The 13,208-nt window shown below is 68.9% G+C and carries 16 protein-coding genes; 15 read left to right on the top strand and 1 reads right to left on the bottom strand.

Annotated features, from left to right (window positions below):
* Nucleotides 1–142: 142 nt before the first annotated feature.
* The 10 genes from arc (at nucleotide 143) to lepB (ending at nucleotide 10,345) form a co-directional block, all read left to right on the top strand.
* Nucleotides 143–1,900 carry a proteasome ATPase gene (arc, locus tag R3A49_02735; GenBank protein ID MEZ5169646.1) on the top strand — a complete coding sequence of 586 codons (1,758 nt, stop codon included), beginning with the start codon at nucleotides 143–145 and terminating at the stop codon, nucleotides 1,898–1,900.
* 31 nt (nucleotides 1,901–1,931) lie between these two features.
* Nucleotides 1,932–3,419, top strand: coding sequence for a depupylase/deamidase Dop (gene dop, locus R3A49_02740; GenBank protein MEZ5169647.1), 1,488 nt, complete (start codon nucleotides 1,932–1,934; stop codon nucleotides 3,417–3,419).
* A 12-nt stretch (nucleotides 3,420–3,431) separates the two neighbouring features.
* Nucleotides 3,432–3,623: a ubiquitin-like protein Pup gene (locus tag R3A49_02745; protein MEZ5169648.1), complete on the top strand. Its 192-nt coding sequence runs from the start codon at nucleotides 3,432–3,434 to the stop codon at nucleotides 3,621–3,623.
* 25 nt (nucleotides 3,624–3,648) lie between these two features.
* Entirely contained in the window at nucleotides 3,649–4,485 is an 837-nt protein-coding gene (prcB, locus tag R3A49_02750; GenBank protein ID MEZ5169649.1) for a proteasome subunit beta, read from the top strand.
* On the top strand, nucleotides 4,482–5,162 hold the full coding sequence (gene prcA, locus R3A49_02755) for a proteasome subunit alpha (protein ID MEZ5169650.1): 681 nt from the start codon (nucleotides 4,482–4,484) through the stop codon (nucleotides 5,160–5,162). The genes prcB and prcA overlap by 4 nt, the downstream gene beginning before the upstream one ends.
* 81 nt (nucleotides 5,163–5,243) lie before the next feature.
* Complete coding sequence (pafA, locus tag R3A49_02760; protein MEZ5169651.1) at nucleotides 5,244–6,602, top strand: Pup--protein ligase; 1,359 nt, start codon at nucleotides 5,244–5,246, stop codon at nucleotides 6,600–6,602.
* Between the two features lie 60 nt (nucleotides 6,603–6,662).
* The gene (locus tag R3A49_02765; GenBank protein ID MEZ5169652.1) at nucleotides 6,663–7,754 is read left to right on the top strand and encodes a DUF3866 family protein; all 1,092 of its coding nucleotides are present in this window, start codon (nucleotides 6,663–6,665) and stop codon (nucleotides 7,752–7,754) included.
* Nucleotides 7,755–7,811: 57 nt separating this feature from the next.
* The gene (locus R3A49_02770) at nucleotides 7,812–8,756 is read left to right on the top strand and encodes a WYL domain-containing protein (protein MEZ5169653.1); all 945 of its coding nucleotides are present in this window, start codon (nucleotides 7,812–7,814) and stop codon (nucleotides 8,754–8,756) included.
* Nucleotides 8,753–9,688 carry a WYL domain-containing protein gene (locus tag R3A49_02775; protein ID MEZ5169654.1) on the top strand — a complete coding sequence of 312 codons (936 nt, stop codon included), beginning with the start codon at nucleotides 8,753–8,755 and terminating at the stop codon, nucleotides 9,686–9,688. The genes R3A49_02770 and R3A49_02775 overlap by 4 nt, the downstream gene beginning before the upstream one ends.
* A 30-nt stretch (nucleotides 9,689–9,718) precedes the next feature.
* Nucleotides 9,719–10,345: a signal peptidase I gene (gene lepB / locus R3A49_02780; protein MEZ5169655.1), complete on the top strand. Its 627-nt coding sequence runs from the start codon at nucleotides 9,719–9,721 to the stop codon at nucleotides 10,343–10,345.
* Nucleotides 10,346–10,348: 3 nt separating this feature from the next.
* On the opposite strand, the gene R3A49_02785 is transcribed toward lepB, so the two are convergent.
* A complete protein-coding gene (locus R3A49_02785; protein ID MEZ5169656.1) occupies nucleotides 10,349–11,035 on the bottom strand; it encodes a glycerophosphodiester phosphodiesterase in 687 nt (228 codons plus the stop codon).
* A gap of 158 nt (nucleotides 11,036–11,193) precedes the next feature.
* Between R3A49_02785 and R3A49_02790 the strand changes: the two genes are divergently transcribed.
* From R3A49_02790 to R3A49_02810, 5 genes are read left to right on the top strand one after another with little or no spacing between them, the layout of a single operon-like run.
* The gene (locus R3A49_02790) at nucleotides 11,194–11,538 is read left to right on the top strand and encodes a hypothetical protein (GenBank protein MEZ5169657.1); all 345 of its coding nucleotides are present in this window, start codon (nucleotides 11,194–11,196) and stop codon (nucleotides 11,536–11,538) included.
* An 11-nt stretch (nucleotides 11,539–11,549) separates the two neighbouring features.
* The gene (locus tag R3A49_02795; GenBank protein ID MEZ5169658.1) at nucleotides 11,550–11,777 is read left to right on the top strand and encodes a hypothetical protein; all 228 of its coding nucleotides are present in this window, start codon (nucleotides 11,550–11,552) and stop codon (nucleotides 11,775–11,777) included.
* Between the two features lie 37 nt (nucleotides 11,778–11,814).
* On the top strand, nucleotides 11,815–12,189 hold the full coding sequence (locus R3A49_02800; GenBank protein MEZ5169659.1) for a twin-arginine translocase TatA/TatE family subunit: 375 nt from the start codon (nucleotides 11,815–11,817) through the stop codon (nucleotides 12,187–12,189).
* Nucleotides 12,190–12,198: 9 nt separating this feature from the next.
* Nucleotides 12,199–12,930, top strand: a complete 732-nt coding sequence (tatC, locus tag R3A49_02805) for a twin-arginine translocase subunit TatC (GenBank protein MEZ5169660.1) — start codon at nucleotides 12,199–12,201, stop codon at nucleotides 12,928–12,930.
* Entirely contained in the window at nucleotides 12,927–13,208 is a 282-nt protein-coding gene (locus tag R3A49_02810) for a hypothetical protein (GenBank protein ID MEZ5169661.1), read from the top strand. The genes tatC and R3A49_02810 overlap by 4 nt, the downstream gene beginning before the upstream one ends.

Below are 13,208 nucleotides of genomic sequence, written 5' to 3' on the forward strand. Positions count from 1 at the left end.
CCGTCTGTGCCCCTGAATTTACCACATGAGGACCGCGGAAATGAATGAGGGCAGGATCCCCGCCGATGGGGAGGGTGACGGATATGACGCCGATGTGCACCGGGGCGGGGGTAGGGTCGCCGCGAGCGCACCGGAGGTGGTCGTGGCCACGGAACACGAACGACGGCTGGTCGAGTACGAGCGTCAGGTCGGCGACCTGCAACAGCAGGTCAAGACGCTCGAGGAGGAGGTCGTCCTCCTGCGCCGCCGCCTCCAGGACGCCCCCAAGCGGGTTCGCACCCTCGAGGAGCGCCTGCTCGAGACCAAGGGGCAACTCGCCCAGGCACTCTCGCACAACGAGAAGCTGTCGGCGACCCTGCGCGAGGCACGGGAGCACATCGGCGCGCTGCGGGAGGAGGTCGAGAAGCTCACGATGCCCCCGAGCGCCTACGGCACGTTCCTGTCGGGCAACGACGACGGCACCGCCGACATCTTCACGTCGGGCCGCAAGATGCGGGTGGCGGTGCACCCCGAGATCCCTCTCGCCGATCTCGACCGCGGCCAGGAGGTGGTTCTCAACGAGTCGCTCAACGTCGTGCTGGCGCGCGGTCTCGAAAAGTCGGGTGAGGTCGTCACCTTGAAGGAGCTGCTGCACGACGACCGGCGCGGCATCGTGATCGGACGCGCCGACGAGGAACGTGTCGTCGAGTTCGCCCCGGAGGTCCTCGACGGCCCGCTACGCGCCGGCGACCATCTGCTCCTCGACCCGCGCTCCGCGCTGGTCCTCGAGCGCCTGCCGCGCCCCGAGGTGGAGGAGCTGATCCTCGAGGAGGTGCCCGACGTCTCCTACGCCGACGTCGGCGGCCTCGACGACCAGATCGAACAGATCCGCGACGCCGTGGAGCTTCCCTACCTCCACGCGGAGCTCTTCCACGAGCACGACCTCCAGCCCCCCAAGGGCATCCTGCTCTACGGGCCGCCGGGTTGCGGCAAGACGCTCATCGCCAAGGCCGTGGCCAACTCCCTGGCCCAGCGCGTCGCGGAGAAGACGGGTGAGGAGAACACCCGCTCCTACTTCCTCAACATCAAGGGGCCCGAGCTACTCAACAAGTACGTCGGGGAGACCGAGCGCCAGATCCGCCTGATCTTCCAGCGGGCCCGCGAAAAATCGGAGGAGGGCGTGCCGGTCATCGTGTTCTTCGACGAGATGGACTCCCTCTTCCGCACGCGCGGCAGCGGGATCTCCTCCGACATCGAGTCGACGATCGTCCCGCAGCTCCTGTCGGAGATCGACGGTGTCGAGGCGTTGAAGAACGTGATCGTGATCGGTGCCTCCAACCGCGAGGACCTCATCGACCCGGCCATCCTGCGTCCCGGGCGCCTCGACGTGAAGATCAAGATCGAGCGCCCCGACGTGGCCGGTGCACGAGCCGTGTTCGCCCGCTACCTCGGAGCCGGCGTCCCGGTCGCCGACAGCGAGATCGCCGCCTCGTCGGGTCGTCCGGAGGCCGTCGAGTCCATGATCGACACCGCCGTCGACGTGATGTACAGCGTGGGCGACGAGAACCGCTTCCTCGAGGTCACCTACCAGGGTGGCGACAAGGAGATCCTCTACTTCAAGGACTTCGCCTCCGGGGCCATGATCGAGAATGTCGTGCGCCGCTCCAAGAAGCTCGCCATCAAGCGCGCCATCGCGGGTGGGGAGCACGGGATCGTGGCCTCCGACCTCGTGGAGTCCATCCAGCAGGAGTTCCGCGAGCACGAGGACCTGCCCAACACGACCAACCCCGACGACTGGGCGAAGATCTCGGGCCAGAAGGGTGAGCGCATCGTCTACGTGCGCACGCTCATCGCGGAGGGCGACGACGACGCCCACGGCGGACGCCAGATCGAAGGTGTCACCACCGGCCAGTACCTCTGAGCCTGTTGTGGGCCGGGGTTAGTCTGACGCGGTGGCCGTCCCCAAGGTCTGCGGAACCGAAACGGAGTACGGCGTCGTTCTGCGCGGCGCGACCGACCCGAACCCGGTTCTGGCCTCGTCGCTGCTGATCAACGCCTACGTCGAGCACCGGCGCATCGGCTGGGACTTCGACGACGAGACACCCGGGCGCGACGCGCGCGGGTTCAGCCGCGAGGGCTCGGCGGCGCCCGATGTCGAGACCCATCTCGTCAACACGGTCCTCACGAACGGCGCCCGCTACTACGTCGACCACGCGCATCCCGAGTTCTCGTCTCCCGAGTGCCTCGACGCCCGCGAGGCCACGCTGTGGGACAAGGCCGGCGAGCGCATCCTCCGGGCCTCGATGCGTGCCTCGGCCCGACTCGTGGGGGAGGGCGAGGAGATCGTCGTCTACAAGAACAACTCCGACGGCAAGGGCAACTCGTACGGTGCCCACGAGAACTACCTGGTCGACCGCAACCTCCCGTTCGCGACGCTCGTGCACCACATGATCCCCTGGTTCGTGACGCGTCAGGTCTTCACGGGCGCCGGAAAGATCGGATCGGAGAACGGCACCGACGACGTCGACTTCCAGATCTCCCAGCGGGCCGACTTCTTCGAGGAGGAGGTGGGCCTCGAGACGACCCTGAAACGGCCCATCGTCAACACCCGCGACGAGCCTCACGCCGACCCGCAGCAGTTCCGTCGACTCCACGTGATCGTGGGTGACGCCAACCTCTGCGAGGTCTCCACGTTCCTCAAGATCGGCACCACCGCGATCGTTCTGGCGATGATCGAGGACGACTTCATCGACAAGGACCTCGCGATCGTCGACCCGGTTCCGGCCATGCACGCGGTGTCGCACGACCCGACGTGCACCACCACCGTCGAGATGGCCGAGGGCGGAACGGCGACCGCGCTCGACGTCCAGTGGGAGTTCCTGCGCCTCGCCCGCAAGTACGCCGACGAGACAGGCCTCGCAGTCTGCGGGAGCGAGGAGCACGGTGACGAGGTCCTCACGCGGTGGGAGAACGCTCTCGAGGGCCTCGAACGCGACCCCGCGAGCCTCGACGGCACCCTCGACTGGGTCACGAAGCAGAACCTTCTCCAGGCCTACATGAACCGCGACGGTCTCGAGTGGTCCGACGCGAAACTCGCCCTGCTCGACCTCCAGTACCACGATGTCCGTGCGGACCGGTCGCTGTACGAGAAGTTGGTACGGGCCGGCAAGATCGTCCGGATCCTCGACGAGTCGGATGTCACCCACGCCGTGACCGAGCCGCCGCCCACGACCCGGGCCTACTTCCGCGGGCGCTGCCTCGAGCGCTTCCCCGACGCCGTTGTGGCCGCCAACTGGGACAGCCTGATCCTCGACGTCGGGAGTGACCCGTTGCGGCGAATCCCGATGATGGAGCCTTTGCGGGGGAGCGAGGACCACGTGGGTGCGATACTTGATGCCTGTACGACGCCGGCGGAGCTGGTAGACCGATTGGCGTCGTGAAGGAGTCGATCCATGCCAGAGCGTGAGCGCAAGCAGAAGCCCGCACCACGGGAGCGCGAGGAGCACCCCGACGCGTCCGCGCCCGCCAAGCAGGGTGAGGAGCTCAAGGAGGAGCTCGACGACCTCCTCGACGAGATCGACGAGGTGCTCGAGGAGAACGCCGAGGACTTCGTGCGCTCCTACGTCCAGAAGGGTGGCGAGTAGCACGCCCGCCGGGCACCTCTTCGCGATGACCGCCCCCTTCGACCACCCGGTGCCCGACGCCCTCCACATGCCGGGGGCCGGCAACGACCCGGGCTCCTCCTTCACCGAGCTGCTCCGACGCGATGCGCCACATGCGCTGCCGGGTGCGTCGCTCCACGACACGGTGAGTGACGTGCCCCAGGCGGTGCACGCCACGACGGTCGTGTCCATCCGCTGTGTCGACGGTGTCGTGATGGCCGGCGACCGGCGCGCCACGGAGGGCTTCGCGATCGCCAACCGCCGCATCGAGAAGGTCTACCCGGCCGACGCCCACTCGGGTGTCTCCATCGCGGGGGCGGCCGGCCCTGCGATGGAGATGGTGCGCCTCTTCCAGACCGAGCTCGAGCACTACGAGAAGATCGAGGGTGAGCCGCTCACGCTGGAGGGGAAAGCCAACCGGCTGTCGCAGCTGGTGCGGGCCAACCTCCCGGCCGCGATGCAGGGCCTCGCCGTCGTGCCGCTCTTCGCCGGCTACGACCTCCACGAGCAGCGCGGACGGCTCTTCCGCTTCGACGTCACCGGCGGGCGCTACGAGGAAGCCGACTACCACGCCACGGGCTCGGGCGGCGTCCACGCCCGTAACTGGGTGAAGGCACAGTGGAGCGAGTCGATCAGCACCGATGAGGCCGTCGACCTCGCCTTGCGTTCCCTCTTCGCCGCCGCCGACGAGGACGCCGCCACGGGCGGGCCCGACCTGGTGCGGCGGATCTTCCCGAACGTCGCCACCATCAGCGCCGACGGCTACAGCGCGCTGGGCGACGACGCCGTGGCCGAGCGGGCAGCAAGCCTCATCGGGGGTCGTGAGGAAGGAGCGGGCACGTGACGGCTCCGTTCTACGTCTCGCCGGAGCAGGTCATGAAGGACCGGGCCGACTACGCCCGGAAGGGAATCGCGCGTGGGCGCAGCCTCGTCGCGCTGGAGGGCGCCGACGGCATCACGATCGTCGCCGACAACCCGTCACGCACGCTCTACAAGATCTCCGAGATCTACGACCGCATCGCGTTCGCCGGGGTCGGCAAGTACAACGAGTTCCAGATGCTCAAGATCGCGGGTGTTCGCCACGCCGACCTCAAGGGTTTCTCCTACTCCCGTCACGACGTCAACGCGCGCTCTCTCGCCAACGCGTACGCCCAGACCCTCGGGCAGGTCTTCACCCACGAGATGAAGCCCTACGAGGTCGAGATCCTCGTGGCCCAGGTGGCCGACGACCCGGCCGACGACGAGTTGTTCCACCTCCTCTACGACGGCACCGTCATGGACAAGGAGGGCTTCACCGTCCTGGGTGGGCGTGCCGACGAGATCGCAGAGGCGCTGGGGGAGGGCTACGCCGACGGTCTCGACCTGGCGGCCTCGGTGCGCCTGGGTGCCGAGGTACTCGGGAGCGACGACAACGGCGCACTCGGCGTCGACGCCCTCGAGGTCGGAGTGCTCGACCGGTCGCGGCCGGGCCGAGCCTTCCGGAGGCTGCACTCCGACGAGCTCACCACGCTCCTCGGCTGACCCGCAGGTCAGCGCCCGTTTCCCGGGGCGCTCCCGGCGGTGGGCCGTCGCGACCCGCCGGCGGGCTTACACTCGATTCCGGTGGAACGTCGCATCTTCGGGCTCGAGAACGAGTACGGCGTCACGTGCACCCTGCGCGGGCAGCGCCGTCTCAGCCCCGACGAGGTGGCCCGCTACCTCTTCCGGCGGGTCGTGTCGTGGGGCCGCTCGAGCAACGTGTTCCTCGAGAACGGCGCCCGTCTCTATCTCGACGTCGGCAGCCACCCTGAGTACGCCTCGCCCGAGTGCGACGCCATCGACGACCTCGTCGTCCACGACAAAGCGGGGGAGAGGATCCTCGAAGGGCTCGTGAGCAGTGCCGAGCAGCGCCTGCGTGAGGAGGGGATCCGCGGGGAGGTCTACCTGTTCAAGAACAACACCGACTCCGCCGGGAACTCCTACGGCTGCCACGAGAACTACCTCGTCGACCGGGAGGGCGACTTCTCCCGCTTCACCGACGTCCTCATCCCGTTCCTCGTCACGCGCCAGGTCTACGCGGGTGCCGGCAAGGTCCTCCAGACCGCCCGCGGCGCGATGTACTGCATCTCCCAGCGTGCCGAGCACATCTGGGAGGGCGTGTCGAGTGCGACGACGCGCTCACGTCCGATCATCAACACTCGTGACGAACCCCACGCCGACGCCGAGCGGTTCCGGCGCCTGCACGTGATCGTCGGCGACTCGAACATGAGTGAGTACACGACGTTCCTGAAGGTCGGCACCATGTCGATCCTGCTGCGGATGCTGGAGGAGGACCCGGGCCCGTGGCGCGACCTCACTCTCGAGAACCCGATACGGGCGATCCGCGAGATCAGCCACGACATGACGTGCCGCCGGAAGGTCCGCCTCGCCAACGGCCGTGAGCTCTCCGCTGTCGAGATCCAGGCCGAGTACCTGGCCCGCTCCCAGCGGTTCGCCGCACGCCACGGCCTGGCGCCCCTGGAGGCGCAGGCACTGGAGATGTGGGAGCACGTCATGACACACCTCGAAGGCGACCCGTTGAAGCTGCGCACCGAGGTCGACTGGGTCGTCAAGTACCACCTCCTGGAGGCCTACCGGAAGCGCGACGACCTGCCGCTCTCACATCCCCGCGTGGCGCTCCTCGACCTCGCCTACCACGACGTCACCCGCGACCGCTCGCTGTACTACCTGCTCGAGCGACACGGCCGGGTCGACCGCACCGTCACCGACAAGGCCATCAACGCGGCCATGACGGAGCCACCCGAGACGACCCGGGCGCGCCTCCGTGGCGCGTTCATCAAGAGAGCGAAGGAGCGCAAGCGCGACTACACGGTCGACTGGGTGCACCTGAAGCTCAACGACCAGGCGCAACGTACGGTCCTGTGCAAGGACCCCTTCAAGGCGCACGACGACCGCGTGGAACGCCTGATCGCCTCACTCTGAGGGGCGTACGCACATCCCGTCGACGGTTCGCTCACATCGCTTCGGGTTACGCTGCCGGGCGTGCCCTCGTTCCGCACCGGCGCCGTACGAAGTGTCCTCCACGAACGTCCCGGTCTCCAGCGTGTCGAGGTGGACCTGGGCGACGGGAACGCCGAACGTGCCTACGTTCTGACACAACTCACGGGTGACGTCGCGCCGAACGACCGTGTCGTCGTGAACACCACGGCCGTCGACCTCGGCCTCGGCACGGGCGGCTGGCACGTCGTGCACTGGAACCTCGAACGTGAGGAGTGGAGCGAGCCGGGCCCGGGCCACATCATCAAGGCGCGCTACACGAGCCTCCAGACCGACGTCGGGAGCACCGAGGAGCACACCGAGCACCTGGCGGAGATCGAGTCGATCGACGGCATGCCGGTGGTGGCAGCGGCGCTGCACAGCCAACTGCCCGCGGTTGCCGTCGCCGTGCGCGAACGGCGCCCCGAGGCCCGGATCGCGTACGTGATGACCGACGGTGCCGCGCTCCCTCTGGCGTTGTCCGACCTCGTGGCCGGCCTCACCGAGCGCGGCCTCCTCGATGCCACGATCACCTGCGGGCACGCCTTCGGGGGCGACTACGAGGCCGTGTCGGTCTTCTCGGCGCTGGCGGTCGCCCGGCACGTGACCGACGCCGACGTGACGATCGTCGCCATGGGGCCCGGGATCGTCGGGACGGCCACGCGCCTCGGCTTCACGGGTCTCGAGGTCGGTCAGGTCCTCGATGCCACGACGGCACTCGGCGGCACAGCCGTGGCGTGCCTGCGGGCGTCGTTCGCCGACCCGCGGCCCCGCCACGTGAGCGTGTCCCACCACACCCTCACCACGCTGCGCCTCGCCGCACGCGACCGGGCACTCGTGGCGGTGCCGGCGATCGGGGGCAGCGAGGAGCTCCGCCTGCGCGAGACGCTCGACAGCTCCGGGATCGGGGAGCGCCACGACCTCGTCGACGTCGAGCCCCCCGACGTGCTGCGCCTCTTCAGCGACCACGGGCTCGAGATCACGTCCATGGGCCGCAGTGCGGCCGAGGATCCCGTGCTCTTCCAGGCCGCCGCCGCCGCGGGTCGCCTCGCTGCCGACCGTATCCCCGCCGACGGCTACGGGCCGCCCGAGTCGTAGCTTCATGCCGGGCTACGGAACGGCTGTGAGCCGCGGAGCGCGCTCTACGATGCTGCGGTGACCACCGACATCGACCGCCTCGAGCGCCTCACGAACCTCGTGGCCATCCTGCTCGACACGCGGCGGCCGCTCACCCTCGAGGAGATCGTCGACGCTGTTCCCGGCTACCCCGGCGACCTCACGGCGTACCGTCGGCAGTTCGAGCGCGACAAGGACACGCTGCGCGGCCTCGGCATTCCACTCTCGGTCGAATCCCTCGACGCCTTCGGCCCGGAAACGGGCTACCGCATCCATCCCGAGGAGTACCACCTCCCCGAGCTCGATCTCACCGACGCCGAGCGGGCCGCCCTCCACGTGGCCGTCACGGCGGTTCGCCTCGACGGCGGAGAGGGGGAGGAGGCCCTGTGGAAGCTCGGGGGGATCGAGGGGGAGGGAGCACCGGCCCTGGCGGCCCTCGACGTGCAGCCCGCGCTGCCCGACCTCTTCGAGGCCTACCGGAGGCGAGCCCCCGTGACGTTCGGGTACAAGGGTGAGCGACGCAGCGTCGACCCGTGGGGTGTGGTGTTCCGAAGCGGGCGCTGGTACCTGGTGGGGCGGGCCCACGACCGGGACGCACCCCGGTCGTTTCGTGTGGACCGGGTCGACGAACCCGTCGAGGTGGGCGAGGACGGTTCCTTCGAGCTCCCCGACGGCGACCCGTCCGGCCTCATCCGGGAGCGGCCGTGGACCTTCGGCGAGGGACCACCCGTCGAGTGCCTCGTCCTGGCGGACCCGGTCGTGGCCGCCGACTGGTCGCGGCGCTTTCCCGACAGCGTCGTCGACAGGCGCGACGACGGCTCGACCGTGTTCACCTTTCCGGTGTCGGACACCGACAGCTTCCAGGCCTTCGTCGCCGCGCACCTCGACAGGGTCGAGATCCTCGGGCCGGCAGCAATCCGAGAGGCGTTCGTGGCCCGTCTGGAGAGGACCATCGCAGGGGCCGGGGGCGGTGGCTCCGCATGAGCCCGCGACCCAAGGTGGCCCCCCGTCTCCGCCGGGTCCTGGCGATGCTCCCGTTCCTCGCCGAGAACCCGGACACACCCGTGGAGGAGCTCGCCACACGCTTCGGCGTCGGGCTCCCCGAGCTCGAGCGCGACCTCGAGCTACTGCCGTTCTGCGGCCTTCCTCCCTACACGCCCGACCGACTGATCGACGTGCGCCTCGTCGACGGCCACGTGTCGGTCCACTTCGCCGAGTACTTCGAGCGGCCTCTGCGCCTCTCTCCCGCCGAAGGCCTGGCGCTGCTGGCCGCCGGCCGCGCGCTCCTCGCCGTCCCGGGATCCGATCACGACGGACCACTCGCCACGGCGCTTGCGAAACTCGAAGCGGTCCTCGAGGTCGGTGACGGCGTACAGATCGAGGTCGGGGAGCCCGAGTTCCTCGAGGAGGCCCGGACGGCCGCCACCGACCGACGCCGCCTGGAGATCGACTACCACTCCTTCGGGCGCGACGAGCTGACCACGCGGCGGATCGACCCGACGGGCGTGTTCCACGCCCTCGGGTCGTGGTACATCGCTGCCCACTGCCACCGGGCGGACGCTGAACGGCTGTTCCGCGTCGACAGGGTGCGAGCGATCCGTGAAACGGGTGAGACCTTCGAGCCACTCGGCGACGAGGCCGATGTGCACCGCGTGTTCGAGCCGGCACCCGAGGATCTGCGCGTGACCCTTGCGCTCGACGCCTCGGCGGCCTGGGTCGCCGAGACGTACCCGGTGGAGGAGGCCCACGAGGAAACCGACGGGACCATGGTCGTCACGCTGGCCGTGAGCGAGAGTGCGTGGCTGGCGCGGCTGCTCCTCCAGTTGGGAGAGTCGGCCCGTGTGGTCGATCCACCGCACGCGGCGGAGATCGCCGCCGACACCGCCGGTCGGGTCCTCGAGCGCTACCGCACCTGAGAGGCCTCCCCCACGTGGGAAGATGGCGCGGTGACGACTTCTCACCCACCCGTGGAGCGCTCCGCGTCCGACGACGGCACGGCGGTCATCGACGCCGTCGAGGTCGACGACGACGCCACGCCGCGCCGCGGGAAACGCCTGCAACGCCAGCTCATCGAGTGGGGTGTGCTGCTCGGCGCTGCGCTGCTCATCGCGCTGCTCATCAAGACGTTCCTGTTCCAGTCCTTCTACATCCCCTCGGAGTCGATGTACCCGACGCTCAAGAAGGACGACCGGGTCCTCGTCAACAAGCTGAGCTACCGGCTCCACGACGTGAACCGGGGCGACATCGTCGTGTTCAAGGCACCCGATGGGGTCGCGAGCGACGACATCGAGGACTTCGTGAAACGCGTCGTCGGACTTCCGGGCGAGACCGTCGAGGCCCACGACGGCCAGGTCTACATCGACGGTCAGCTGCTGGAGGAGCCCTATCTGCCCGACGACGTCGTCTCACCCGACTTCGGGCCGGTCACGGTCAGCAACGACCACTACTGGGTTCTGGGCGACAACAGGCAGAACTCGAAGGACTCCACGTACTTCGGTGAGATTCCCGGCTCCGACATCATCGGGCGTGTGTTCCTCAAGATCTGGCCACCCGGCTCCGCCGGTTTCATGTAGCGATCAGGCAGGCCGCGTCACGACCTCGAGCATCCGGTCGACGTGGTCGCTGAACACGCCGTCGACGCCCATACGCACGACCGCGCGGATCTGACGGATCTCCTGGGCGTCCCACGCGAATGCGAGTACCCCGAAACGGTGGAACAACGCGACCAACCCGCCGGTCCATTCCGTGTGGTGCATGTTCATGGCCTCGACACCGGCGGCCGCCAGGTCGGCGGCATGACGTTCCATGGGTGCCCCGATCCGGGACGAACGTTGCGAGTGGACCAGGTGGACGTCGGGGTTGCGCCCCCGCAGAGCCACGAGGTGGGCGTCGTCGGGGGAGCACAGCCACAGGCGCTGCTCGGCGCCGAAGCGGCGTGAGGTCTCGAGTGTCGGCTCGGCGGCCTCGGGATGCTTGAGGTCGAGCGACAGCTCGAAGTCGGTGCCACAGGTCTCGTAGAGCTCGGCGAGCGTGGGAACACCCAGCTCCGCGAGCCGGTCCGACGGCGTGGTGGCGACACGCGTCCGCCGGAGCCCGCGCCGGATGGCTCCGTCGTGGGCGAGGACCGGGACGCCGTCGGCGGCGCGCCACACGTCGGACTCGAGCCCGGCGGCACCCGTCGAGAGAGCCCGCGAGAAGGCCGGGAGGGTGTTCTCGGCCTCGTGGGCCCGGCCTCCCCGGTGGGCGAACGTGATCGGCGGCACACCACAGCGTCGCGGATGGCGGGCACGGAGCGTGAACCACCACCGAGAAACCGGGACAATCCGGACACGGCCCGGCTGCGGCCGATCCGGGGTCAACAACCCCTTCAGGGGGGTGGGATCCGTGCCGATGGGAAGCACACGTGACCAGGGAGCACGACGTGACCACCATCCGAGCCAGCTGCCCGAGCTGCGGCGACATCCAACTCCAGGCCGAGGACCTCATCGTGCGCGTGTGCCTCGACGACGACGAGGGCGGCGCCTACTGCTTCCGCTGCCCGTCGTGCGATCTGGCGGTTTCCAAGGACGCCAGCACCCGCATCGTGGACCTCCTGGCGTCGTCGGGGGTCCGCAAGCAGGAGTGGCGCCTGCCCGCCGAGCTGTCGGAGGCGCGTGTGGGCCCGCCGCTCAACCACGACGACCTGCTCGACTTCCACCTGCTGCTCGGCCGCGCCGACTGGTTCGACAGCTGCTCCGAGATGGTCGAGGGTACGCCCCGCCACTAGCCTGAGCGGTGATGTCCGCGTGGCTCACCGTTGCGCTCGTGATCGCCGGTCTCGGGACGGTCCTGGCCATCATCCTCGTGTTCCGGCTCTCCGCGCAGCTCGCCCCGACGGTGAACGAGCTGTCGAGGCTCGGGCGCGAGCTCGCCCCCGAGATCCAGGGGTTGCGGGAGGACCAGGCCGCCATGGAACGGCGCCTCGAGGAGATCCGCCTACCCCGACAGAAGACGGGCCCACGGTAGGCTCGGTTTCCGGCCGACTGCACCGAAAGGGCCTGCCATGAACCTCGGCCCTGCCGAGATCATCGTTGTCTTCGTCGTCGCACTGCTCGTGTTCGGGCCGAAGAAGCTCCCCGAGCTCAGCCGCCAGATCGGACGGGGCATGAAGGAGCTGCGCAGCTTCCAGCAGACCCTCAAGGGCGAGCTCGACGACATGATGGTCGACGTCACGCCCGACGACTCCACGACGGCCACCCCTGTCACCGACATCCCCCCGGACGGCCCCGGGCGCAAGGCCCTCGACGAGCCCGCCGGGGAGGGGTCCGCTCCCACCCTCGACGACAGCGACGACGCCCCCACCGGCGACGGAGGCGGTGTGCCCGGTGCCGACACGGGCGACCTCGCCACGTCCGACACCACTGACCAGGCCGACTGAGGCGTTCCCGTGGCACGTCGGCGCAAGAAGCGGGATCCCGACGCGCAGATGTCGGTGATCGAACATCTCGGTGAGCTCCGCCGCCGGTTGATCATCAGCATGATCGCCATCGCCGTCGGCGCCGTCGTGGTGTTCATGATCTTCAACTGGCTGATGGGCTTTCTCGTGGGGCCCTACCACGACATCACCGACCAGGACCTGATCTTCACCGGAACGGGTGAAGCGTTCGCCACACGCCTCAAGGTCGCCACCTACGGGGGCTTCGTCCTCGCGTCCCCAGTCGTGCTCTGGCAGGTGTGGCGGTTCGTGACGCCGGCGCTCAACCCGAAGGAGAAGCGCTACGCCATCCCGTTCATCGTGGCGTCGCTGCTGTTCTTCGCCCTGGGTGCGGTAGTGGCGTGGATCACGTTCCCCCGCGCCCTCGACTTCCTCCTCGGGATCGGTGGCGACGAGCTGGAGCCCTTCATCGCAGCGGGGAGCTACGTGTCACTGGTGACTCTGATGATGGTGGCGTTCGGCGTGGCTTTCGAGTTCCCCGTGCTGATCGTGTTCCTCCTCATGGCGCGGGTCATCAGCGTCGCTCAGCTCACGCGGTGGCGCCGCTACGTGATCGTGGGTGTCGTGGCCTTCGCCGCTGTGATCACACCGAGCCAGGATCCCTACTCTCTGCTCCTGATGGCCGTCCCCATGTGGGTCTTCTACGAGGTCGCCATCCTGATCGGAAGGATCATGAAGAGATGAGCGCCAACAAGCCCCGGGCGGCACGCCACTACTCGGCCCGCGACAAGCTCATCGCCGTGGCGGCGGCATTGGCGGTGGTCGCCCTCACCGCCCTCGCGATCTTTCTCATGAAGCCCGGCGAGAGTGAACCCGACGTCACCGAGCTGCCTCCCTCCATTCCCGAGATCCCCGACACCGGAGTGGTTCCCGAGCAACCACCGACGACGGCACCGGCGGGCCCGACAGCCCCCGCTCCCGTCCCGGATTCGTCGACGGACCCGGCACCCCCGCCGTCCTGA

Source organism: Acidimicrobiia bacterium (assembly GCA_041394025.1).
Classification (GTDB): Bacteria; Actinomycetota; Acidimicrobiia; order IMCC26256; family JAOSJL01; genus JAOSJL01.